The following is a 22,359-nucleotide window of genomic DNA, read 5'->3' as shown; positions in this document are numbered from 1 at the left end:
GGCCCCGCCGCCCCGGCACCGGTCGCCCCGGACTCCCCCGCTCCCCGTGCCGGCGTCCGGCGCCCCCTCATCCGCGCGGCCTACACCGCATGCGCGCCACCTGCGGCGGTGTGACGCTGCCAGGGTGACCACCGCCAGCGATACAGCACCCGTGTCCGCGCCACCCGTGCTCGATGTCCGGCAGCGGAACATCGTCTTCGGCACGATCATGCTCGGCATGCTGCTGGCCGCGCTCGACCAGACCATCGTTGGAACCGCTCTCCCCACCATCGTCTCGGACCTCGGCGGCGCCGCCCACATGTCATGGGTGGTCACGTCCTACCTGCTGGCGGAGACCGTCGCCACCGCTCTGGTGGGCAAGTTCGGTGACCTGTTCGGCCGCAAGGTCGTCTTCCAGGTATCCGCGATCATCTTCATCACCGGCTCGTTCCTGTGCGGGCTCGCGACGAACATGTCCCTGCTCATCGCCTGGCGGGCGCTGCAAGGTATCGGTGCCGGCGGCCTGATGGTGACCGCGATGGCACTGATCGCCGACGTGATCCCCCTGCGCGAACGCGGCAAGTACCAGGGTGCGATCGGCGCCGTGTTCGGTGTGTCGACCGTCATCGGTCCCCTGCTCGGCGGGGTGTTCACCGACCATCTGAGCTGGCGCTGGGCCTTCTACGTGAACGTGCCCATCGCCGTGCTCGTGGTGATCGCGGCGGCCCGTAACATCCCCTCGGTCCGCTCGACGGCCAAGCCCGTCATCGACTACCTCGGCATCGGCCTGGTCGCCGCGGGCGCCAGTGCCCTTATTCTCGCGACGAGTTGGGGCGGAAACGAGTACGCGTGGGGTTCGGCGACCATCATCACGCTGTTCGCGGTCGGCGTGATAGCGCTCTCATTGTTCTGCTGGGTGGAGACCCGGGCCGTCGAAGCGATGCTGCCGATGCGCCTGTTCCGCAACCCAGTCTTCACGGTGTGCTCGGTCCTCAGCTTCATCGTGGGCTTCGCGATGCTGGGCGCGATGACCTTCCTGCCCACCTATCTGCAGTACGTGGACGGCGACTCGGCCACCCTCTCCGGCGTACGCACCCTGCCCATGGTCGTCGGCCTGCTCATCGCATCCATCTTCAGCGGCAACGTGGTGAGCAGGACCGGTCAGTACCGCGTCTTTCCCATCGTCGGCGCCCTGGTCATGGGGGTGGGTCTGTATCTTCTGTCCCTGATGGGGCCCGGGGTGGGAGCCTGGCTGGAATCGCTCTACATGTTCGTGCTCGGGCTCGGCATCGGGCTGTGCATGCAGGTCCTCACCATCGCCGTACAGAACACGGTCGACTACGCGGACCTCGGCACGGCGACGTCCGGAGTCACCTTCTTCCGCACGCTGGGCAGCTCGTTCGGCACCGCCGTGTTCGGCACGATCTACGCCAACACACTGAAGACGAACCTCCAGGACGGGATCGCCGCGGCGGCACGGGCCGGCGGGACGGACCCGGCGGCGCTCGCCCGGGCCGCGCAGTCCCCGACGGGCTTGCACCAACTGCCGCCGGCTTCGGCCGCCCCCCTGGTGAGGGCGTACTCCGACAGCCTCCACACCGTGTTCCTGTGGACGGTGCCCGTCGCCGCCGTCGGCTTCCTGGTAGCGCTCTTCCTCAAGCAGGTCGAGCTGCGCGACACCGCGCGCTCCGCCTCCACCGACATGGGCGAGGGCTTCGCGCAGCCGACCACCGGCGACCCGGCCAAGGTGCTCGAACTCGCCGTCGGAAAGATCGTGCGCGGGGCGGACATGAACACCGCGCGGCGCATCGTCGCGGCCTCCGACACCCGGCTCGACGTGGCGGGAGCCTGGGCGGTCATGCAGGTCGAGCAGTACACGCGGATGGTCGGTCACGCCAGCCTCGGCCTGATCGCCGCGCGCCGCCAGGTGCCGCCGGAGGTGCTGGTGCCGGTGTTCCAGCGCATGGTGGACGAGGGCTTCCTCAGCCGCGAGGGCAGCTACTTCTCGCACACCCCCGCCGGGGAACGCGAGGTCGCCACCATCACCGACTCCTGGGCGGCCTGGCTGAACGAGCAGCTGGAGAAGGACCGAGGCCGGCCACGCAGCGCGGAACTGCGGGCCGCCGCCGACGTGATCGCGAAGCGCCTGATGGCCGAGGACCTGGCGAACGGCCTACCGGCGATCCGCGAAAAGGCGTTCGCGTCCAACCCCGCCTGAGAGACCTGAGAGCGCTCTCACCGGCGTTTCTCGTGTCACCGTCCGTTCCGTGCGTTCCGGGTGTGCCGGGTGTGCCGGGGTGGCCTGGATGTGGCCTGGATGCCGGCGTTCAGCCGTCGGCCGCTGAACGGCGTGCGTGGAGGCACGTGACCACTCAATTCACACCGGCCGGGGGAGCGCGTCCCGGGTCGCGTCAGTCGCGTCCGTGGCGTCAGTCGCGTCAGTCACATCAGTCGCGTCAGTGGCGTCAGTCGGCGAAGACCGCGTCCAGATAGACCCACCTGCCCTCGACCCGCGAAAAACGGCTCTGCTCGTGGAGCGATCCCGCCTCCGCGCCGTGGGTGTAGTGCGCCCGGAAGGTGACCGTGCCGGTGGAGTGAAAGGCGCTGCCGTCGGTGGTGCCCAGGATTTCCAGACGCGTCCAGCACATGCCGGGGTCCAGGTCGAGGCTCGCGGGCCGAGTGTCGGGATGCCAGGTGCGCAGCAGATACGGGCCGTCCTGGACCGCGAACGCGCTGAACCGGGAACGCATCAGCGCCTCGGCGGTGGGGGCGGCGGCCGTACCCGCGTGGTAGCGGCCACAACACTCGGCGTAGGTGGCAGTCAGGCCGCAGGGGCAGGCCTTCGGGCCTGGGCTCTCGGCGGCGGGACGTGCGGGACGTGCGGGACGCTTGGTGCGACGGGACATGGGTCCATCTGATCACAGGCGTACGGTTACGCCGTCCTCCTCTGTCGGAGTGGGTGGCAGGCCCGACTCGGGCCGCGTCCCAGCCATGGCCTGGAGCGCGGCCGGCCAGGCGCCGGGGCACGGCTCTGTACCCCGGGCCCCGGCTTCCCGCACCCCCATGGGTCCGGCCCGGTGGCTCCACGCTGGACCAGATCCGTCCCGGGTCCCGGGCTGGACCAGATCGGCTTGGCGCTCGGTCCTCGGTGCTTGGCGCTCGGTCCTCGGTGCTTGGCGCTCGGTCCTCGGTGCTTGGCGCTCGGCGTTCGGTGCTCCGCCAAGGCCTGCCGGCTGGGCGTTCGGTCGTGGCGTGGCCGGCCGAGGTCCGTGCCTGGGCGGCCGGGCGATCGGCACCGTCGCCCTGGGGGTTGCCGACCCCCTGCCCTCTCCCCCGTTTCCGCGGCTTCCAGCCACCGCGCGCAGGGGCAGCGTCCAGAGCAACTTCGCCGCCCGCCGCTCGCTGATCGCGCTCTCAACCGCGTCACCGAGCGGCCCGGCAGGCACGGGGCCGTGACGGGCTGGGCCGGGCCGGGACGGGTCGCCGAGCACCTACCGTGGAACCCGCCGGGGCCCAGCCACGGACCCTCTCCTCGTGCCGCTGCTCCAACAGGGCGACGCGCGGGCCTCGTTCTCGCCGTGCGCCGCTCGTCCTGCCGGGCATTCGGGCGCCCGCACCACATGGTGGGGGTGTGCCGAGCCGTACCGCCGTACACTCCGGCACCGATCGCCCCTTCCGACTCCGACAGGGAAGCCACATGACCACAGCACGGGACCTGCTGATCGTCAGCATGGACGTCCCCGCCGCAGACTGTCCCGTCGAGCAGGGGGATCTCTCGCTCGCCCTGGCCGGAGCCGAACTCCTCGACCTCGCCGCCGCCCATGCGCTCACCGTCGAGGCTGACCGCATCGTGCCGGACCCGATGTACGCGCCGAGCACACTGGACGCCCTGGGCGAACGGCAGTTGGCCGAAGCGGCATCGGCGCTCACGCGACAGCCCCCGTACGAGACCGTCGAGGAATGGCTGTGGCGCCGGGGCCGGGGCCTGCGCGCCGCCTACCTCGCCACCATGGAGTCCGAGGGCCGCCTCATCCGTCAGCGGCACCGCTTCCACCCGCTCAGCTCGGGCCGGACCGTGGTCGTCGACTCACCGGATCGGCGCCGCGCGGCGGAGCGCTGGGCATCGGGCGAGCCCGTGCTCGCCGCCCTCGCGGCCGCCGTCCGGATCCAGGACGCGGCGGCCGACGAGCTCGCACGCCTGACCTCGGACACGATCGTCACCGTGCTGGCCGCCGTTGACGAGGCGGTGACGGAACTCGCCGGCGAGCGACAGCGGCGCACCATCGAGGACGCCGCCTTCGACAACATCTGGCGCGGCCAGTGAACCGCTCTGGCGACCGAGCGCCCGCCCGCATCCGGACAGGGAGTTGAGGAATGAAACTGAGGTTGCGCGTCCTGGTCGCGGTCAGCACCCTGACGCTGGCCGTAACAGGGGCGGGAGTGGGGACGGGCGCGGAGAGCGCGAACGCGGGTGCGGCGACGCGCGACTGTCCCCCGGCGCAGATCTTCGCCACCGACAACACAGCGATCATCACCGACCCGGCGGACCCCAGGCTCAAGACGCGTCTGACCCGGTTCGACCACGAGGTGCGCGGCATCATCCATGCCAACGGGGCGCGGCCGGGCCCCTCGAAGCTCCTCAACGGCCTTTTCTGGTCAAGGGAGTTGCAGCAGACCACTTATGAGCGCTCGCGCGAGTTCGACATCGGCCACGTCAGCCCGGACGGGCTGCGCCACATCGCCGGAGTGATCGGAAAGCGCTACTACCAGGAGTCAGTGCTGACTTTCCGCTGCCTTGCGCGTATGTCGCCCGCGACCGACGCCGTGGAGATTCAGGCGCCCGGTGTCTCGCCGACCGCGCTCCGCGACGCGCTGCTCGCCGACCCCGAGGCGCGCGACCAGCTGGGCGGCGGCTCGGTCACCCTGGACGGGCGGCTCATCCTCGTCACTCCGGTCGCCGACCTGCCGGTGGCGAAGGAGCTCACCCAGGCCCTCGGGGTCGACTGGGACACGGCGCAAGTGCGTTACGGGGACGAGGAGTTCGTCTCGTAACGCCACCCCCGAGGACTGGGACCGCTGGCGAAGGGAGTCCGGCGGGCGAGGCCCTGGGCGACCGGTACGTGCGGCACCCCGGACGACTCGGGCAGTCGGCCACTCCGCCCTTCGCCTCACACTTTGCGGGCCACGCCCGCGTAGACGGGAAGGGTCTCATCGCCGTCGAGAGCGCTCTCACCGAGCTCCGGATGCCAGGAAGCGGCGAGTCCCACGCCCGGCGAGACCAGTTCACGGCCGTCGAAGAAGCGTGCGACCTCCGCCTTGGTCCGTGGGCGCAGTGTGACGCCGCCGCTCTTGTAGAGCTCGATCGCGCGGGCAGCGCTCTCCGGGTCGAAGTCGCCGGTGATCTGCGACAGAACCAGGTAGCTGCCCGGCGCGAAGACATCGAGGAGCCGGTCGACGATGCCGTACACATCGTCGTCGTCCCCGATGAAGTGAGTCAGAGCGATCAGCGAAACCGCGACCGGACGCTCGAAGTCAAGGGTGTCGCGGGCCAGTTCGAGGATGCGTTCCGGTTCGCGGGCGTCGGCCTGGATGTACTCCGTGACCCCCTCGGGGGCGGAACGCAACAGCGCCTCCGCGTGCCGCAGCACGATCGGGTCGTTGTCGGCGTACACGATGCGGGCGTCGGGAGCGGTGCGCTGGGCGATCTGGTGGAGGTTGGGCTCCGTGGGGATGCCGGTACCGATGTCAAGAAACTGTCGTACGCCCTGCTCGGCGAGCCACCGTGTGGCGCGGTGCATGAAGGCGCGGTTGACCCGCGCGATGTCCCGGCCGCGCGAGTCGAGGGCGAGCAGCTGCTCGGCCAGCACCTCGTCGACCGGATAGTTGTCCTTCCCGCCGAGGAACCAGTCGTACACCCGCGCCGGATGAGGCTTGCTGGTGTCGATCTGAATGGCGGTGCGGTCTTGCCCGGTCATGTGCGCTCCATGGAGATGAAGGTCAGTGAACAGGAGGGAGGAGTACGGCAGTTGAAGGAGTACGGGAGTTGGCAGATCGGATGGTTGTTGGTCGGGACGGCTGTGACTCGGATCGTAGGGCGGGCCGATGAGGGAGAGTCGGGGGCCCGGCGACGCAGGTGGGTCGGAGCGGGCTGGTCGACCTGAGCGGCGGCCGGAGCAGCGGCCGGCCGTAGCGGCGGTCGAGCCGCGTCGCGTCACGCGCGCTGTGTCGCTCGCGCTGCGTCACGCGCTCGCGCTGCGTCACGTCAGCAAGAAATCGGCCTTGCCTGACTTCGCGCCCTGAATGAACGCCGCGATCTCACCGGGGGTATAGATCAACGCGGGGCCTTCGGGATCGGCGGACTGGCGGACCGCGACCCTGCCGTCGGCCAGCTTCATGGCCTCGAAGCAGTTGCCGCCGTTGCCGCCGCTCCACGGCTTGTGCCAGCCCTCGGCGCCGAGTTCGGCGGCGGGCATACCGTTGTAGATGCGCCCGGCCGCCGGCCCGCCGTCGTATATGTGATCCATTCACAGCTCCTTGCGGAGACCCTTGAGGATCTCCTTCGTGCGTTGTGCAGTGGCGGCCTGAGCCGCCATGCGGTCCATGACCTCCAGGTGGGTGGCCACCTCGGGGCGCGCGTCGAGGTAGACGGCGCCGGTCAGGTACTCGCTGTAGACCATGTCCGGCAGTTCGGGCACGGCGAAACGGAACAGGACGAAGGGCCCGTACGTCCCCGGATGGTGCCCGGAGGCGAACTCCGCCACCTGAACGGTGACGTTGGGCAGCGTCGAGGCTTCGAGGAGACGGTCGATCTGGTCCCGCATGACCTGCGGGCTCCCGACCGGGCGGCGCAGTACGGTCTCGTCCAGGATGACCCACAGCCTGGGGGCGTCGTCCCGGGTGAGCAGCGACTGGCGCTCCATGCGCAGCGCCACGTGCCGGTCGATGTCGGCCTCGCTGGTGGCGCCGAGCGCGCCGGTGCGCATCACGGCACGGGCGTACTCCTCGGTCTGCAGCAGTCCGGGCACGAAGTGCGGCTCGTACGACCTGATCAGCGAGGCCGCGCCCTCCAGGCTGACGTACATGCTGAACCAGTCCGGCAGGATGTCGTGGAAGCGCTGCCACCAGCCCGGCTTGTTGGCCTCCTCGGCAAGGGCGACGAAACCTTCCGTCTCCGTGTCCGCGATCCCGTACGCCTTCAGCAGCAGGACGACGTAGGGAATCTTGAGGGAGACTTCGGCCATCTCCATGCGCCGGATGGTGGCCGGGGCGACCCGCAGTACCTTGGCCGCCTCCTCGCGCCTGAGGCCGGCCCGCTCGCGCAGGTCCTGGAGGCGCCTGCCCAGCACGACCTGGCCCACGGTCGGGGCGGACCGGGGTTCACTCACTTCAGACCTCCCCACGCACTGTTGCGAGCAGTGTGCCACGTCGCTGCAGATAGGAGAACGGCACTCTGCATTTTTCAGAGTGCCCCTTGCCAAGTGTCCGCCGGAGGTACATGGTGGGTCGGTGAACCAGTTCACACGCGGTCGTCGAGTACAGCCTTGGGGGAGGCCGTACGGAGCACCGCTTCCCCACTGTGAGGATTCCGGTCGTGGCTCCTGGTAACGCGCTCATCCCGCAGCTGACAGGCGCATGCTCCGGGACCACCGTTCGACGGTACGCCTTCGACGTGCCGGCCCGTACCGAGTCGGTCTCCCTGGCGCGCCGTCGCAGCAGGGCCATGCTGACCGGCTGGGGGCACGACGAGGAGCTGCACGAGACCGTCTCCCTGGTGATCTCGGAGCTCGTCACGAACGCCGTCGTGCACACCGCCGGGGACCACATACTGTGCGAACTCACCGACCTGCGGCGGGCGTTGCTGATAGCCGTCCGGGACCTGGGCTGCGGTTCGGCCGGTCCTCGGCTGTGCCACTCCGGCGACGAGGAAGAACGCGGTCGCGGGCTGCTGCTCGTGGACGCGGTGAGCAGTGCCTGGGGCTCGCACGATGCCCCGTACGGCCCCGGACGCGTCGTCTGGGCCGAGCTCGCGCACGAAGGGCCGAACAAGGCGGTCCTTGAGTGCTGAGAGAGATGCTTCCCTGGGGACCCCGGGCCGGGCGACAGGGCCCGCGACCCGATGGGTCCGGAACCGCCGGGCCCCGTGGCCCCGTGCGCAGTGGGGGTGCGCACGGTGAGCCCGGGCCCGGCGGCTCCGCCGCTCCATGCGGCGGGGTGCTGCTGCCGTCGGTCCGGCCCGCCACGCTGGGCCGGGACGCTGTGGGAGTGCCCGCCCGGCACGGCTTCAGGCTGCTGTCCCGGCTTCCCCGGTCCGGCTGCGTGTTCGCCTCGGCCGAGTGGTGGTGGTGGATCGTGCCGGCCGGTTCCGACCATGATCTGCCCTGGCCACGCCCGGTGCGTTACGCGCCGGGCGCCGTAGTGCCGGACGCCGACCGGCCGCGCCTGATCAACTTCCCGGAGGGCCCGACGCCCTACACTCCTCCGATCCCGCTGTACTTGGTCGTCTGCCAGCTGACGGGCACGGCGCCGGCCTGGGCGTGAGGTGGGCGTGAGGTGGGCAGGGGCTGGCGGGGGCCGCCGCCGCTGATCGCTTGGGTGGGCTTGAGAGCGCTTTCGTCCGGGGCGGCTGCGGGAGGGAGTGCAGGCGGGGTGGGGCTTGAGAGCGCTCTCCCCTGCCCGGGCGGCTTAGGGACCCCACATCACGGCCTCGCGGCGCTTGAGAGCGCTCTCTCTCGGTGGTTCCGTGGTGCGTACCGCAGCTGGGGGCCGGCCGAGAGCGCTCTCTAGCAGCCCCACCCCCACACCACACCCACCCAGCGTGTCTCGGCGCCTCAGCGTCTCGGCTGCTTCAGCGCCTCAGCACCCTCGCGGCCGGGCGGTCCGGCGATCGGGCGACCCGGCGGGTCGCCCGGCAGTGGGGCGGCCGGCGCAGCGGGGCGGTCGGGCGACCCGGCGGCTTCAATCGGTCGGAAGGCCTTCCGCCGCCTCCGCAAGGGCCTCGAGGACCGGTCGGAACAGCGGATGCCTCTCCGCTCCCCTGCGTACCGCCGCGAACACCCTGCGGGTCGCCGCCGTGCCTGCCACAGGGCGTACAACCGTATCCTTCTGCTCCATGCCGCGCAGCGCGGAGCGGGGCACGAGCGCCACCCCCGCGCCGGCGCCCGCGAGCGCCACCACCGCCCGGAAGTCGTCCGAGGAGTGCACCAACTTGGGCTGAAATCCCGCGAGTTCACATGCGAGCAGCATTACGTCGTGGCAGGGGTTGCCCGGGTAGGGCCCGATCCAGTCGTCGTCGGCCAGCGCCGACAGCGGCACGTGGGAGTCCTGGGCGAGCGGGTGCGCGGCGTTCAGTACCGCGTCGAACGGTTCGGCGTACAACGGCACACGCGAGAGTCTGCTGTCGTCCTCCCGGGGCGCCCCCCGATACTCCACGGCCAGCGCCAAATCCGCCTCGCCGTCAAGGACCAGCGGCAGCGCCTCGTCGCCCTCGGCGTCGCGTACTCGTACCCGGATCGCGGGGTGGCTGGCGCGCAGCCGCACGATCGCGGGGGCAAGCACCTCCGCGATCCCCGTCGCGAAGGCGGCCACCGTGACCTCGCCGGCTGCTCCGCCCGCGTAGGCGGCCAGTTCCGCCTCGGCCCGTTCGAGCTGGGCCAGGACCGCGTTGGCGTGCTCCAGCAGGATCTCCCCGGCAGCCGTGAGCCGTACGCCCCTGCCGCTGCGGGTCAGCAGGGTGTGTCCGGTCTCCTGTTCCAGGGCGGCGAGCTGCTGGGAGACGGCGGACGGGGTCAGATACAGCGCTGCTGCGGCGGCGGTCACCGTGCGGTGGTCCGCCGCGGCTCGCAGGATGCGCAGCCGGCGGGGGTCGATCACTCAGCCATTGTCGCGCGCGGGCCAGGCCCTCTACGACGTTCCCGCCCGGCGCCGCCGCTGAGAGCGCTCACACCGCCGCGCACCGCGCGGCCTGCGCCAGGGTGCTGCCGCAGGCGGGGCGGTGCCGCAGGCGGGGGCGGTGCCGCGTGCCGGGGGACGGGGCCAAGTCGGCCCCGGAGTCCTAGCTCAGACACCAGCCGCAAAGGTTGCGGCGCGGGGCAAGTGGGAGAAGACGTTTCTGCGCCCGCACGATCGGCCGCCTGGGCGAGGTGGGCACGGCGCGGCTGTTGCCCCTGGTGGCCGAGGACAACGAGCCGGGTACCGCCCTGCTGGCCGCGCTCAAACGCGGCCCTGGAGCGGTCGGCCTGGACTCGCTGCTGACGGAGATCACCAAGCTCGACGACGTACGCAAGCTCGGGCTGCCCGACGGGCTGTTCGCGGACTGCTCGGAGAAGCTGGTGGCCGCGTGGCGGGCGCGGGCGATCAAGATGTACCCCTCGGACTTCCGCGACACGAGCGAGGACGTACGGATCGCCCTGCTCGCGGCGCTGTGCTCGTCACGTCAGGCGGAGATCACCGATGCCCTGGTCGATCTGCTGGCCGCCCTGGTACACAAGATCAACGCCCGGGCCGAGCGGCGGGTGGAGAAGCAGCTCACCGCCGAGTTGAAGAAGGTGCGCGGCAAGGAGGGCATCCTCTTCAAGCTGGCGACGGCCGCCGTCGACAAGCCCGACGAGGTCGTACGCCGTGCCCTGTTCCCTGTGGTCGGGGAGAAGACACTCCGTGAGCTGGTGGCGGAGGCGAAGGCGAACGAGAAGGTCTTCAAGGCCAAGGTCCGCACCACGCTCCGGTCGTCGTACAGTTCGTACTACCGGCAGATGCTTCCGCCGCTGCTGAACACGCTCGGCTTCAAGTGCAACAACACCGCCTGTCGGCCGGTGATGGACGCGATGAAGCTGTTGAAGAAGTACGCCGACGTCGACGGCAAGACCCGCTTCTACGATGCCACGGACGTGGTGCCGATGGACGGCGTGGTGCGCAAGGACTGGCGCGAGGCGGTCGTCGACGACAAAGGCAAGGTGGAGCGCATCCCGTACGAGCTGTGTGTCCTGGTCGCGCTGCGGGACGCGGTGCGCCGCCGCGAGATCTACGTCGCAGGCGCCGCGCGCTGGCGTAACCCGGAGGACGATCTGCCCGGCGACTTCGAGGCCACTCGCGCCGTGCACTACGCCGCGATCCGCCAGCCGCTGAACCCGAGGGCGTTCATCGCGGATCTGAGGCAGCGCATGGCCGCGGGCCTGGACGGGCTGTCCGGCGCGCTCGCGGACGGCTCGGCGGGCGGGGTGAAGGTCACCACTCGCAAGGGCGAGTCGTGGATCACCGTGCCGAAGCAGGAGCCGCTGGCCGAGCCCACCGGCCTCCAGCCCTCAAGGAGGAGGTCGCACGGCGCTGGGGCGTCCTGGATCTGCTGGATGTGCTGAAGAACGCCGACTTCCTCACCGGTTTCACCGGGGAGTTCTCCTCGGTGGCCGCGTATGAGCGCATCGAGCGTGATGTCCTCCAGCGCCGCCTGCTGCTGGCCCTCTTCGCACTGGGCACGAACATGGGCATCCGCGCCATCGTGGCGACCGGCGAGCACCGCGAGAGCGAGGCTGCGCTGCGGCACGTGCGCCGGCACTTCATCACCGTGGACAATCTGCGGGCCGCTGTAACGAAGCTGGTGAACGCCACCTTCGCCGCCCGGGATACCGACTGGTGGGGGCAGGGCACCGCGTGCGCGTCGGACTCGAAGAAGTTCGGGTCCTGGTCCTCGAACTTCATGACGGAGTACCACGCCCGCTACGGCGGTAACGGCGTGATGATCTACTGGCACGTCGAGCGGAAGAACGTCTGCATCTACTCCCAGCTCAAGAGCTGTTCGTCGTCCGAGGTCGCGGCGATGATCGAGGGCCTGCTGCGGCACTGCACGGACGCCGAGATCGAGTCCAACTACGTCGATACCCACGTGCGAGCGTCGTTGGGTTCGCCTTCACCGAGCTGCTCAGCTTCCGCCTGCTGCCGCGTCTGAAGAACATCGGCAGTATCCGCTTGTACCGTCCGGACGACACCCCGGCCGGCCGGCCCGCACTCGGACCCTCCCTGACGCGGCCGATCCGCTGGGACCTGATCGAGCAGCAGTACGACCAGATGGTGAAGTACGCCGCCGCGCTCCGGCTCGGGACGGCGGAGGCCGAGCAGGTTCTGCGGCGCTTCACCCGCGGCGGCCCCAAGCACCCGACCTACCAGGCTCTCGAAGAACTCGGCCGCGCAGTTCGTACGGTGTTCGCCTGCGATTATCTGGCCAGTCCTGGCCTGCGCCGGGAGATCCACGGCGGGCTTCAGGCCGTGGAGAACTGGAACAGCGCGAACACCGTGCTCCACTACGGCAAGGACGGCGCCCTGACCGGCCCGGACAAGGAGCATGCCGAGACCTCGATGCTCGCCCTGCACCTGCTCCAGTCCGCGCTCGTGCACGTCAACTCCCTGCTGGTGCAGCGGGTCCTGGCCGAACCGGCCTGGGCACCGAGGCTGAGCGAGGAGGATCGGCGCGGCCTGACCGCGCTGTTCTGGTCCAACGTCAACCCCTACGGCACCTTCCGCCTGGACATGGACCAGCGACTCGACCTGGGGCTCACGGTGCCCCGTGCCCGTGGCGCGACAGACACCGCCGGTCGATCACGTACGGAGACGCGATGACGAACTTCCGGCAACCCGCCGTCCGGCAGGCAGGGTGGTGTGTCCGAGCAACGGCTGATCGGCCCCGTCACGTCAGACGGCGGTGAAGCCGCCGTCTGCGGGTACCACGGCTCCGGTGATGAAGCTGGAACGTGGTGAGGCGAGGAAGCAGAGAACCTCGGCGATCTCGTCGGGCTGTGCGACTCGGCCCAGGGGCTGGGCGTCGGCGAACGATGCGAGGTAGGCGCGGCTGTCGGGGCGGATCGTGTCGAGGAAGTCGGTCTCGATGACGCCTGCGGCGACAAGGTTGGCGCGGATGCCCCATGGTCCGCCTTCGACGGCGAGCACCTTGGTCAGTTGGGCCAGGGCGCCTTTGGACGCACTGTAGGCGGCGCCTTCGGGCAGGGCGACCGTGCCGGCGTAGGACCCGGTGCTGACGATGCTCCCGCCGCCCCGGCTCCGCATGGCCCGGAAGGCTTCTCGGGCGCAGAGGAAGGATCCGCGGGCGTTGACGGCCATCACGGTGTCCCAGTCTTCGGCGGTGGTTTCGGTGACGGGTTTGTTCAGGGTGCGTCCGGCGTTGTTCACCAGGATGTCCAGTCCTTCGAAGGTGTCCAGCGCCGAGCGGACCGCGTGGACGGCGGTCTCCTCCCGCGTGATGTCGCCCCGCATCGCGAGTACGCCGGGGAATTCGTCCTGCAGGGTCGTGACGTCGGGACGCAGGTCGACGGCGACGACGCGGGCGCCACGGGCATGGAGCAGTGCCACGGTCTCCTTGCCCACGCCGCGCGCGGCCCCGGTGACCAGGGCGGTCTTCCCGGCGAACTCGGATGCTTCGGCAGACGCGGCGGTGGGCGTCATGATGAGGTCCTCTCGTAAAGATCGGGGTCGCGCGCAGTTTCCTGCGCCGGCTGTCTTGGCTGCTGTACGGTCACGCACTCGCGAGGCAGACGGCACAGGAGATGAGCGCGCTTGCCGGGCGTGCGCACGGGTGGCGTCGTGGACGCCCGGCGGGCGGGTTGTTCAGTGTGCGGTGAGGCCGCCGTCGACGACGAGTTCCGAGCCGGTGACGAAGGAAGAGTCGTCGCTGGCGAGGAAGAGGATCGCGGGGGCGACCTCATCGGCGCGGCCGGCTCGGCGCATGGGGGTGCGCTGGATGTCCGGTTGCTGGTCGCCCTGCTCCTCCAGGAGGTCCTGGATCATCGGTGTGGCGACCACTCCGGGATGTATCGAGTTGACCCGTACGCCCTGCCGTGCGTACTCGACCGCAGCCGTCTTGCTCAGCAGGCGCACCGCGCCCTTCGACGCCTGGTAGGCCGCGGCCGCGCCGCTGCCCACCAGGCCGAGCACGGACGAGGTGTTGATCACCGACGCGTTGCCGCTCGCTCGCAGCAGCGGCATCGCCGCCTTCATACCGAGCCAGGTGCCTTTCTGGTTCACGTCGATCACGCGGTCCCACACCTCCTCCCGCGTGTCCTCGATACCCGGCCAGTCCAGGATTCCGGCGAGGTTCACCAGCACGTCCAGCACGCCGAAACGATCGCGTACGAGGGCCGTCACCTCCTCCCATTCCCGGGCGGAGGAGACATCGAGGTGGGCGGTCGCCACCTCCGCGCCACCCGCCTCGATGCGCCGCGCCAGCTTCTGGAGGGGTTCCCGGGCTACATCGGTGATCACCAGCCGGGCGCCCTCCTGGGCGAAGAGTTCGGCGGTTTCCACACCGATCCCCCCGGTCGCGCCCGTGATCAGGGCCACCTTGCCCTCAAGACGTCGTCCGGTCATGAATACGGTCCTTTCCTTGCGTTTGATACGTCTGTCAGCGACTGCTGCCTGCCTCGGCAGTCGGTCCACTCCCACGAGGGTCGGTCTCCTCGACCGGAGCAGCTGCTGTCCGAACTTCGTTGTCCCGCTACGCTCGCCGCCCCGCTACGACGGGCTCGACTCTCGGTACAGCACGAGGTGTTCGTGGTAGAGCACTCCGTCGCGGATGTCCCCTGTGGCGGTGAACCCGGTGTCGTCGACGTAGTCCAGGTGACTACCGGTGACCGTGTAACGGCCGGTGTACGCACTGGCCCGCCCGCCGCGAGCCTCGTCGTAACGGCCGTCCGGCAGCAGCTCCTGCCGAATGTGCCCGTCCTCGGTCACCCACATACCGACCACGTCCACGTGGCCGTCCTCGATCGCCGCCATGGCTGCCCCCTCTCCTCGAACGGTGCGGTCCCTCCCGCTCCACCGAGTCTGCACAGGTCAGCGGCGACCACCCAGGACGCATGCTCCCTGGGTGCACCACACCCAGGCAGCCCACCGGCGCGCCGCCTAGCCTGATGACATGGACGACAACCATCTGGGGGACTTCCTGCGCGCACGCCGCGCCGCCCTGCGCCCGCACGACGTCGGCATGCCGAGCCACGGGACCCGCAGAGTCGCCGGACTGCGGCGCGAGGAGGTCGCCGTCCTGGCCGGAGTGAACGCCGACTACTACACCCGCCTCGAACAAGGCCGCGAACGCAACCCCTCACCCCAGGTGATCGACGCTCTCAGTCATGCGCTGCACCTCGACGAGGACGCCAGGGCGCACCTGTACCGGCTGGCTGGGGCCACGCCCGGCGACCGACTCTCGCCTCACTCCACTGGGCGCGTCAGCCCCGCCCTGCGACAGCTGATGGACGGCTACCCCAACACCCCGGCGTTCGTCATGAACAGGACCCTCGACCTCCGCGCGGTCAACGCGCTGGCCCAGGCCCTCTACTCGGCGTTCACCCCGGCGGACAACCTCGCCCGCATGACGTTCCTCGACCCGGCCGGCCCCACCTTCTACACGGACTGGAACCGGGCGGCACAAGCCACCGTCGCCAACCTCCGCGAGGCGACCGGCTTCGAACCGGACAACCCGCGGCTGCGCGAACTCGTCGGCACCCTCACCGAGCACAGTGCGGACTTCGCGCGCCTGTGGCAGTCCCACACCGTGCGAGGCAAGACGCAGGACGCCAAACACTTCCTCCACCCGGATGTCGGCCCGCTCACGCTCACCTACCAGGCGTTCGACGTACGCGAGGCACCCGGCCAGCAGCTCGTCATCTACCACGCCGAACCGGGCAGCCCCAGCGCCCACTCCCTCCACCTGCTCGGCTCCCTCCACGCCACCCGGCGCCAAGACCGCTCCCAGCACACAGCTGATCAGCCAACACAACCCGGAGACCCGCACCGATAATGCGACTTCGCCTCAGCGCGTTTCATAGGTGGTCGCTCGTGAAACACCCGGCCGCCCGGCGGCCCACCCGCGGCAATCATGTTTCATAAGTTGTTGCAAACGACTTGCCTACTGAAACACACCCATGAAACGTCCCGAGGTGTGAGCGACGACTTCAGCCGCGTGGAATCGCGCGACTGCCCCATGTCCTCCTGCGCGGCCCCCGCGGGCTCGCCTTGCCGGACCGGCAAGGGCAAGGTGGCCATCCAGTACCACACCGCACGCTTCCGCCTCGTGTCCCACCTCGCCAAGGCCCTCAGCGTGCCGACCCCCCGCCGTGCGCAATCCCGGCTCGGCGTGGACCGAACTGCCCCGGCCCGTGAGCGCCGGCGCCGAACCGGTCGGACACATCCGCCTCGGCTACGCCCGCGCCTCGACCGCCCGGCGGTCCCTGGACGCGCAGCTCGACTCCCTCGCCGCGGGCGGGGTGACCCGCGTCTTCTCGGAGAAGATCTCCGCCCGCGCCACGAAGCGCCCCGAACTGGAGACCGTCGTGAAGCTCGCCGGGGAGATCCGCTCCTCCGGCGCCGCCGTGACCCTCGTCGTCCACGAGCACAAACGGCTCGGCCGCGGCATCGAACTCGCCATGCTCGCCGAGGAACTGAAGGCCAGTGGCGTCGGACTGGAGTTCCTCACCGGGGAACTGAAGGGCTCGCACGACCCGTCCGGCATCGTCTTCACCGTGCTGGCGGCCATGTCGGGCATGGAGCGCGAGTACATCCGCGACCGCACCCTCGAAGGCCATGAGTCCGCCCGAAAGCGCGGCAAGACCATCGGCGGCGCGGGCGTCACCGACCCGGACATGCTGTCCATGGCCCTCCACCTGCGCGACCAGGAGATGAGCCTGCGCGACATCGCCAAGCGGCTCGTCATCACCACCGGCACGAAGAAGGGCCAGCACCCCTCACCCGCCACCGTCATGCGAATGCTCCGCGAGCACGACGAGAAGGCCGCCACGACGGCGAGCGTATGATCACCCGTTACCTTGCGGCTGGTGTCTGAGCTAGGACACCGGGGCCAAGTCCGAGGCTGCGGCCCCGGTCACGGCCCTGAGAGCGCTCTCACCCGCGCGCCCGAGCCTGCCTGCCCCGAAGCCGCCCCGAGGCTGCTCCAGGGGACGATGCGACGCCCCACCGCCGTGAGGTCATGACGCCGTGACGCCATGACTCACGACAGCGCCCTGAGAGCGCTCTCCGTGCCACCTCCCCGACTCGCCGTCCTCGGGGCCATCGCCTCACCAGTCGGCGCCGCACCCCCAAACCGGACCTCAGCCCTTCATCGACGCCCGGGCGTCCACGAACGCGGCCACCGTCTTCTCGATGTCCTCGGTGGAATGCGCCGCCGAGAGCTGCACGCGAATGCGGGCCGCGCCCATCGGGACCACCGGGTAGGAGAAGCCGATCACGTACACGCCACGCTCCAGCAGGAGCTCGGCCATGCGGCCCGCCTCGGCGGCGTCGCCGATCATGACCGGGGCGATGGGGTGCTCGCCGGGCAGGATCTCGAAGCCCTCCTCGGACATCCGGGTGCGGAAGAGCTTGGTGTTGGCGGCCAGCTTCTCGCGCAGATCGCCGGCCGACTCCAGGAGGTCGAGGACCTTGAGGGACGCGGCGGCGATGACCGGGGCCAGCGAGTTCGAGAAGAGGTACGGGCGCGAGCGCTGACGCAGCAGGGCCACGATCTCGGCGCGGGCCGCGACATAGCCGCCCGAGGCGCCGCCGAGTGCCTTGCCGAGGGTGCCGGTGATGATGTCGACGCGGTCGCTCACGCCGTGCAGGGCCGGGGTGCCGGCGCCACCGGGACCCGTGAAGCCGACGGCGTGCGAGTCGTCGACCATCACCATGGCGTCGTAGCGGTCGGCGAGGTCGCAGATCTCCTTGAGCGGTGCGATGTAGCCGTCCATCGAGAACACGCCATCTGTGACGATCAGACGCCTGCGCGCGCCGCACGCCTCCTTTAGCTTGGCCTCCAGATCCGCCATGTCGCGGTTGGCGTAGCGGAAACGGGCCGCCTTGGAAAGCCGGATGCCGTCGATGATCGAGGCGTGGTTGAGGGCGTCGGAGATGACCGCGTCCTCGGCGTCGAGCAGGGTCTCGAAGACGCCGCCGTTGGCGTCGAAGCAGGAGGAGTAGAGGATCGTGTCCTCCTGGCCCAGGAACGCCGAAAGGCGTCCCTCCAGCTCCTTGTGCACGTCCTGGGTACCGCAGATGAAGCGGACCGAGGCCATGCCGTAACCCCAGCGGTCCAGCGCGTCCTTGGCGGCGGCGACGACCTCGGGATGGTCGGCGAGGCCGAGGTAGTTGTTGGCGCAGAAGTTGAGCACGTCGCCCGTGGGCACCGTGACGGACGAACTCTGCGGAGTGGAGATCACGCGCTCGGGCTTGAAGAGCCCGGCTTCCTTGATCTCGTCGAGGGTCTTCTGGAGGTCGTCGCGGACGTTCGCGTACATGCGGGATGTGCTCCTTGGGCGGGCGGAAGGCGGGGCGGGCCTGCGGGAGGGCGCGGCTGGAGGGACGTTACGGGGCCGGCTTGCGCGGGTGCGGGCCGACCAGGACAGGCGTGCCGGGGCCCGGCCCACCCCGGCTGCCGGGCCGACTCGAAGGCCCGGGCCGACCGGAGGCCCGGCCCTCGGCAGGCCCGCCGAACGGTGACACCCTGACCCCCTGCCCCCTGCCCCCTGACACGGCGACACTCAGGCGGTCAGGCGGTCAGGCGGTCAGGCGGTCAGGCGGTCCAGTCAAGAATGATCTTGCCACTGCGAGCGGTGGCGGCCTCGTCGAACGCGGCGTCGAAGTCCTGGTACGCGTACTTGCCGGTGATCACGGGGCTGAGGTCCAGGCCGCCCTCGAGCAGCACCGTCATGGCGTACCAGGTCTCGAACATCTCGCGTCCGTAGATGCCCTTGATGGTGATCATCGAGGTGACGATTTTCGCCCAGTCCACGGCGAACTCCTGGGCCGGCAGGCCCAGCATCGCGATGCGGCCGCCGTGCGTCATGTTGGCGACCATGTCGCGCATGGCTTCGGCGCGGCCCGACATTTCCAGGCCGATGTCGAAGCCCTCCTTGAGGCCCAACTGCCGCTGAGCGTCGGCGATTCCGTGTTCGGCGACATTCAGCGCGAGGGTGGCGCCGGCCTTGCGGGCGATGTCCAGGCGGGACTCGCTGACGTCGGTGATGACGACGTTGCGCGCACCGGCGTGCTTGGCGACGGCGGCGGCCATGATGCCGATCGGGCCGGCGCCGGTGATCAGCACGTCCTCGCCCACCAGCGGGAACGAGAGCGCGGTGTGCACGGCGTTGCCGAACGGGTCGAAGATGGCGGCGATGTCGAGGTCGACCTTGGTCCGGTGCACCCACACGTTGGAGGCCGGGAGCGCCACGTACTCCGCGAACGCACCATCGCGCCCCACGCCGAGGCCGACGGTCGAGCGGCACAGGTGGCGGCGCCCGGCGAGACAGTTGCGGCACTTTCCGCAGACCAGGTGCCCCTCGCCGCTGACCAGATCACCCACGGCGATGTCCGCGACGTCCGCGCCGACAGCCGCGACCTCGCCGACGAACTCGTGGCCGAGGACCAGAGGCGTCTCGACGGCGCCCTGCGCCCACCCGTCCCAGGAACGGATGTGCAGGTCGGTACCGCAGATGCCGGTACGAAGAACCTTGATCAGCACATCACCGGGCCCGGTCTCCGGCTCGGGTACGTCCATGAGCCACAGTCCGGGTTCGGCGTGCTGCTTGACAAGTGCCTTCATGGGCGGGGCTCCCGGCGTACGGAGAGGGTTGCCGGCCACGGAAACGGTGGCCGGGGTACGGCGTGACGGCCGGCCGGACGTACTGGCCCGCACGTGCTGGGTGACCAGATCGGGCAGACCGAGAGGGCCGGCCGATCCGACTGATCACCAATCTGCCGAGCCCCGGCCTCCGAGTCCATCGAGGATTTCTTAAGCGGGCCAACAGCCAAGCTTCACGCGCGCCCCACGCGCCCCGCCCGCCTCACAGCAGGAACCTCCCTCAGCACGGCTCTCCGCCGTCACCACGCGCGGCCGCCACGCCCCGCCGGGCCCGAAACCACGGCGCACACCGGCGAGCAGAAGAACCATCCGGATGGAGCAGTCCGCAGCCGAGGGCGGGGGCGGGGCGGGTGTTGGAGGGCCGGGGGGGAGGGTGCCTGGTGCGCAACGGGGACACCTATGGCCCCCCTGGGGGTATGGCCTCCCTGGGGTATGGCCTCCCTGGGGTATGGCCTCCCTGGGGCGGAGAGCGCTCTCAAACGGGCCCACTTCCGCTGGAGCTCCGGACCTGGCTGCCTCTGGGGACGGCAGGCAGGCCCCCACCTCAGCGACTCTCCTCGGCTCGCCGAGTCCCTTGGCTATCGTGGCTCCACCACAACCGGGGGACATCGAGAGGATGGCGTGGACGTGAAGCGGGGGGTGACACGGTGAAGGCGGCGAACGCCCGGCATATACGGGTGCCGGTCGGTGAGGACGCCGCCCGCTGGGCGACCCGCGGACGGTGCCGACGCGTTCTGTTGGTGGTGCACAACGTGACATCGGCGACCCGCTTGCTCGACATACTCCCCCTCTTCCACGACGACCTGCGCATTCAGCTCCTGGCCACCTGCACCGGCTCCTCGGCCTTCCAGGGCGGCGTGGAGGCCCTGCTCGCGGAGATGGGGATTCCGGTACTCCCCTGGGACCAGGCGCTCGAGACAAGGGTGGACCTGGTCATCACGGCCAGCTTGGGAGGCCAACTCCACCTGCTCCAAGGGAGGTTGGCGCTCCTCTCACACGGCATCGGATACAATAAAACACTTGCCACGCCGGGACGCCGGGACGCCGGGACGCCGGGACGCCGGGACGCCGGGACGCCGGGACGCCGGGACGCCGGGACGCCGGGACGCCGGGACGCCGGGACGCCGGGACGCCGGGACGCCGGGACGCCGGGACGCCGGGACGCCGGGACGCCGTTCTCAGCGGAGGTCGCGCGCGAAGGGCGGCCACTTGAGAGCGCTTCCACAATACCCACGGCACCCCCAACACCCCCCGTCTTCGGCCTCTCTCCCGAGTGGCTGCTGCACGAAGGCGTTCCGATCGTGGACGCCATGGTGCTCTCACATCCGGAACAACTGGACCGGCTGCGCGCCGCGTGCCCCGAGGCGGCCCCTACGGCCGTCCTCGCGGGCGACCCCTGCTTCGACCGCATGCTGGCCGCCCGACCGTACCGAGAGCGCTTTCGCAGAGCACTCGGTGTACGCCGAGGCCAGCGGCTCATCGTGCTCAACTCGACCTGGAACCCCGAGTCGTTGTTCGGCGATGGCGGAGGCGACGACGTACTCCCCTCCCTACTGCCCAGGCTCACGGCGGAGTTGCCCACCGACGAGTACCGGGTCGCAGCCGTGCTCCACCCCAACATCTGGCACGGACACGGCCCCGGGCAGATCCGAGCCTGGCTGGACCGGTCCCTGCGCGGCGGCCTCATACTCGTCGACCCCTTGCACGACTGGCGCCAGGCACTGCTCGCGGCGGACGCGGTACTCGGGGACCACGGCTCGGTCAGCTACTACGCGGCGGCCCTCGGCACCCCGGTGCTGCTCGGCGCACCCCCTTCGGACGGACTCGATCCCCACTCCCCCGTGGCCGAGTTCGTCGGCAAGGCCCCTCGGCTCGACCCGTGCGCGCCCTTGGCCGCCCAGTTGGACGCCCTGATCACCGAACATCGCCCCCTCCCGGGCCCGGCCGACCTCACCACCTCGGCGCCCGGCGCATCGGCGGCATTGCTGCGGGGCCTCTTCTACCGGCTCATGAAAACCCCCGAGCCCCAGCAGCGCGCCTTGTTGGAGCCGCTACGTCTCCCCCCATACCAACGCCGGCCCGCCACCGCCCCGTTGAGTGTCCTCACCCGCCTGACTTCGGACCCGTACGAGATTCACGTGGCCCGCTACATGGAGCCCTGGTACGAGGCCGCCGGCGAAGGCCACATCCACATCGCCGTCCACGAGGACACACGCGACCGCACACAACTCGACCTGGCAGACGTCCTGTTGAGGGAAGGCCAGCCCGACGACCCTCGCTTCGGCTCACCCGCGCAGTGGACGTCGGAGGTACTGCGACGCCACCCGCACAGTGCGCTCGCCGCCTACATCACGGGCCCGGACGAGTGCATGGCACAAACCCGCACCGGGCACCGCGTCCGCCTCATCTGCGAGCCGAACGGCCTGGACCCGGCATCCGCCGCGTCGGCCCTGCACGCCTGGCTGACGTCGGGCCGGACCACCCGGGAGGCCATGGACGACGGCTTGACCATCCGCACGGGCACCGCCGCGCACCGCGTAACCGTCACGACATGCATGGCATGAGGCACGACATGAGAGCGCCCACACGGCGGGGGTCTCGGGGCCTGGACCAAACCCGGGACGTGACGGATCGGCTCAGGAAGTAACGGATCGGCTCAGGAAGCGACGAGCAGCACCGGACGGCACCCGCGGCACCGGACAGCACCGACGGCACCGGGCCACACCGGACGGAAAGGAAACGAAGCGCGCCGG

The 22,359-nt window shown here is 70.2% G+C and carries 21 protein-coding genes and 1 pseudogene; 12 read left to right on the top strand and 10 right to left on the bottom strand.

Going from position 1 to position 22,359, the window contains the following annotated elements:
- Positions 1 to 124: 124 nt before the first annotated feature.
- Positions 125 to 2,197 carry an MDR family MFS transporter gene (locus ABR738_RS33180; RefSeq protein WP_350233623.1) on the top strand — a complete coding sequence of 691 codons (2,073 nt, stop codon included), beginning with the start codon at positions 125 to 127 and terminating at the stop codon, positions 2,195 to 2,197.
- A gap of 247 nt (positions 2,198 to 2,444) precedes the next feature.
- Here the strand turns inward: ABR738_RS33180 and ABR738_RS33175 are convergent, their stop codons facing one another.
- Positions 2,445 to 2,885 (bottom strand): YchJ family protein, encoded by a 441-nt coding sequence (locus tag ABR738_RS33175; protein ID WP_350233622.1) that lies wholly within the window; start codon positions 2,883 to 2,885, stop codon positions 2,445 to 2,447.
- 791 nt (positions 2,886 to 3,676) lie between these two features.
- On the opposite strand from ABR738_RS33175, the gene ABR738_RS33170 reads away from it, so the two are divergent.
- Entirely contained in the window at positions 3,677 to 4,303 is a 627-nt protein-coding gene (locus ABR738_RS33170; RefSeq protein WP_350233621.1) for a GPP34 family phosphoprotein, read from the top strand.
- A 50-nt stretch (positions 4,304 to 4,353) separates the two neighbouring features.
- Positions 4,354 to 5,031, top strand: coding sequence for a hypothetical protein (locus tag ABR738_RS33165; protein WP_350233620.1), 678 nt, complete (start codon positions 4,354 to 4,356; stop codon positions 5,029 to 5,031).
- Positions 5,032 to 5,147: 116 nt separating this feature from the next.
- Here ABR738_RS33165 and ABR738_RS33160 read toward each other — a convergent pair whose 3' ends face one another.
- From ABR738_RS33160 to ABR738_RS33150, 3 genes are all read right to left on the bottom strand, one after another.
- A complete protein-coding gene (locus tag ABR738_RS33160; protein WP_350233619.1) occupies positions 5,148 to 5,954 on the bottom strand; it encodes an SAM-dependent methyltransferase in 807 nt (268 codons plus the stop codon).
- A gap of 282 nt (positions 5,955 to 6,236) precedes the next feature.
- On the bottom strand, positions 6,237 to 6,503 hold the full coding sequence (locus tag ABR738_RS33155; RefSeq protein WP_267057405.1) for a DUF397 domain-containing protein: 267 nt from the start codon (positions 6,501 to 6,503) through the stop codon (positions 6,237 to 6,239).
- A complete protein-coding gene (locus tag ABR738_RS33150) occupies positions 6,504 to 7,364 on the bottom strand; it encodes a Sco1979 family transcriptional regulator (RefSeq protein ID WP_350233618.1) in 861 nt (286 codons plus the stop codon). It lies immediately after the preceding gene.
- A 206-nt stretch (positions 7,365 to 7,570) separates the two neighbouring features.
- Here ABR738_RS33150 and ABR738_RS33145 point away from each other — a divergent pair, with 206 nt between their 5' ends.
- Together ABR738_RS33145 and ABR738_RS33140 are read left to right on the top strand one after the other, a co-directional pair.
- On the top strand, positions 7,571 to 8,044 hold the full coding sequence (locus ABR738_RS33145; protein WP_350233617.1) for an ATP-binding protein: 474 nt from the start codon (positions 7,571 to 7,573) through the stop codon (positions 8,042 to 8,044).
- Between the two features lie 83 nt (positions 8,045 to 8,127).
- Complete coding sequence (locus ABR738_RS33140) at positions 8,128 to 8,517, top strand: hypothetical protein (RefSeq protein ID WP_502964181.1); 390 nt, start codon at positions 8,128 to 8,130, stop codon at positions 8,515 to 8,517.
- 417 nt (positions 8,518 to 8,934) lie between these two features.
- On the opposite strand, the gene ABR738_RS33135 is transcribed toward ABR738_RS33140, so the two are convergent.
- Positions 8,935 to 9,849 (bottom strand): LysR family transcriptional regulator, encoded by a 915-nt coding sequence (locus ABR738_RS33135; RefSeq protein ID WP_350233616.1) that lies wholly within the window; start codon positions 9,847 to 9,849, stop codon positions 8,935 to 8,937.
- A 269-nt stretch (positions 9,850 to 10,118) separates the two neighbouring features.
- On the opposite strand from ABR738_RS33135, the gene ABR738_RS33130 reads away from it, so the two are divergent.
- Genes ABR738_RS33130 through ABR738_RS33120 form a run of 3 tightly spaced genes read left to right on the top strand, consistent with a single transcriptional unit; the run spans position 10,119 to position 12,585 of the window.
- Entirely contained in the window at positions 10,119 to 11,330 is a 1,212-nt protein-coding gene (locus ABR738_RS33130; RefSeq protein ID WP_350233615.1) for a hypothetical protein, read from the top strand.
- Positions 11,324 to 11,917 (top strand): Tn3 family transposase, encoded by a 594-nt coding sequence (locus ABR738_RS33125; RefSeq protein ID WP_350233614.1) that lies wholly within the window; start codon positions 11,324 to 11,326, stop codon positions 11,915 to 11,917. Before ABR738_RS33130 ends, ABR738_RS33125 begins: the two co-directional genes overlap by 7 nt.
- Entirely contained in the window at positions 11,812 to 12,585 is a 774-nt protein-coding gene (locus ABR738_RS33120; protein ID WP_350234850.1) for a Tn3 family transposase, read from the top strand. Before ABR738_RS33125 ends, ABR738_RS33120 begins: the two co-directional genes overlap by 106 nt.
- Before the next feature lie 72 nt (positions 12,586 to 12,657).
- On the opposite strand, the gene ABR738_RS33115 is transcribed toward ABR738_RS33120, so the two are convergent.
- The 3 genes from ABR738_RS33115 to ABR738_RS33105 form a co-directional block, all read right to left on the bottom strand.
- Entirely contained in the window at positions 12,658 to 13,425 is a 768-nt protein-coding gene (locus ABR738_RS33115) for an SDR family NAD(P)-dependent oxidoreductase (protein ID WP_350233613.1), read from the bottom strand.
- A gap of 162 nt (positions 13,426 to 13,587) precedes the next feature.
- Positions 13,588 to 14,346 carry an SDR family NAD(P)-dependent oxidoreductase gene (locus ABR738_RS33110; protein ID WP_350233612.1) on the bottom strand — a complete coding sequence of 253 codons (759 nt, stop codon included), beginning with the start codon at positions 14,344 to 14,346 and terminating at the stop codon, positions 13,588 to 13,590.
- Positions 14,347 to 14,490: 144 nt separating this feature from the next.
- The gene (locus tag ABR738_RS33105) at positions 14,491 to 14,754 is read right to left on the bottom strand and encodes an Atu4866 domain-containing protein (protein ID WP_350233611.1); all 264 of its coding nucleotides are present in this window, start codon (positions 14,752 to 14,754) and stop codon (positions 14,491 to 14,493) included.
- A gap of 139 nt (positions 14,755 to 14,893) precedes the next feature.
- On the opposite strand from ABR738_RS33105, the gene ABR738_RS33100 reads away from it, so the two are divergent.
- The 3 genes and pseudogenes from ABR738_RS33100 (at position 14,894) to ABR738_RS33095 (ending at position 16,787) form a co-directional block, all read left to right on the top strand.
- Complete coding sequence (locus tag ABR738_RS33100) at positions 14,894 to 15,775, top strand: helix-turn-helix transcriptional regulator (protein ID WP_350233610.1); 882 nt, start codon at positions 14,894 to 14,896, stop codon at positions 15,773 to 15,775.
- A 78-nt stretch (positions 15,776 to 15,853) separates the two neighbouring features.
- Positions 15,854 to 16,027, top strand: a pseudogene (locus ABR738_RS37800) (zinc finger domain-containing protein); the annotation flags it as partial.
- Between the two features lie 64 nt (positions 16,028 to 16,091).
- On the top strand, positions 16,092 to 16,787 hold the full coding sequence (locus tag ABR738_RS33095) for a recombinase family protein (RefSeq protein ID WP_350233609.1): 696 nt from the start codon (positions 16,092 to 16,094) through the stop codon (positions 16,785 to 16,787).
- Positions 16,788 to 17,081: 294 nt separating this feature from the next.
- On the opposite strand, the gene ABR738_RS33090 is transcribed toward ABR738_RS33095, so the two are convergent.
- Together ABR738_RS33090 and tdh are read right to left on the bottom strand one after the other, a co-directional pair.
- Positions 17,082 to 18,263 (bottom strand): glycine C-acetyltransferase, encoded by a 1,182-nt coding sequence (locus ABR738_RS33090; RefSeq protein ID WP_350233608.1) that lies wholly within the window; start codon positions 18,261 to 18,263, stop codon positions 17,082 to 17,084.
- 275 nt (positions 18,264 to 18,538) lie between these two features.
- Positions 18,539 to 19,567, bottom strand: coding sequence for an L-threonine 3-dehydrogenase (gene tdh / locus ABR738_RS33085; RefSeq protein WP_350233607.1), 1,029 nt, complete (start codon positions 19,565 to 19,567; stop codon positions 18,539 to 18,541).
- A 791-nt stretch (positions 19,568 to 20,358) separates the two neighbouring features.
- Here tdh and ABR738_RS33080 point away from each other — a divergent pair.
- Positions 20,359 to 22,170 carry a hypothetical protein gene (locus tag ABR738_RS33080; protein ID WP_502964180.1) on the top strand — a complete coding sequence of 604 codons (1,812 nt, stop codon included), beginning with the start codon at positions 20,359 to 20,361 and terminating at the stop codon, positions 22,168 to 22,170.
- The last annotated feature ends 189 nt before the right edge of the window (positions 22,171 to 22,359 follow it).

It is taken from the genome of Streptomyces sp. Edi4 (genome assembly GCF_040253615.1).
Taxonomy (GTDB): domain Bacteria; phylum Actinomycetota; class Actinomycetes; order Streptomycetales; family Streptomycetaceae; genus Streptomyces.
Note: the sequence above shows the minus strand (reverse complement) of the source record. Positions and strands in the feature narration are given on the sequence as shown.

What these genes read in the sequence shown, in the direction of transcription:
- ABR738_RS33110 (WP_350233612.1), bottom strand. Translation starts at nt 14,346, where the DNA reads ATGACCGGACGACGTCTTGAGGGCAAGGTGGCCCTGATCACGGGCGCG.
- ABR738_RS33105 (WP_350233611.1), bottom strand. Translation starts at nt 14,754, where the DNA reads ATGGCGGCGATCGAGGACGGCCACGTGGACGTGGTCGGTATGTGGGTG.
- tdh (WP_350233607.1), bottom strand. Translation starts at nt 19,567, where the DNA reads ATGAAGGCACTTGTCAAGCAGCACGCCGAACCCGGACTGTGGCTCATG.
- ABR738_RS33100 (WP_350233610.1), top strand. Translation starts at nt 14,894, where the DNA reads ATGGACGACAACCATCTGGGGGACTTCCTGCGCGCACGCCGCGCCGCC.
- ABR738_RS33175 (WP_350233622.1), bottom strand. Translation starts at nt 2,885, where the DNA reads ATGTCCCGTCGCACCAAGCGTCCCGCACGTCCCGCACGTCCCGCCGCC.
- ABR738_RS33155 (WP_267057405.1), bottom strand. Translation starts at nt 6,503, where the DNA reads ATGGATCACATATACGACGGCGGGCCGGCGGCCGGGCGCATCTACAAC.
- ABR738_RS33170 (WP_350233621.1), top strand. Translation starts at nt 3,677, where the DNA reads ATGACCACAGCACGGGACCTGCTGATCGTCAGCATGGACGTCCCCGCC.
- ABR738_RS33115 (WP_350233613.1), bottom strand. Translation starts at nt 13,425, where the DNA reads ATGACGCCCACCGCCGCGTCTGCCGAAGCATCCGAGTTCGCCGGGAAG.
- ABR738_RS33165 (WP_350233620.1), top strand. Translation starts at nt 4,354, where the DNA reads ATGAAACTGAGGTTGCGCGTCCTGGTCGCGGTCAGCACCCTGACGCTG.
- ABR738_RS33160 (WP_350233619.1), bottom strand. Translation starts at nt 5,954, where the DNA reads ATGACCGGGCAAGACCGCACCGCCATTCAGATCGACACCAGCAAGCCT.
- ABR738_RS33090 (WP_350233608.1), bottom strand. Translation starts at nt 18,263, where the DNA reads ATGTACGCGAACGTCCGCGACGACCTCCAGAAGACCCTCGACGAGATC.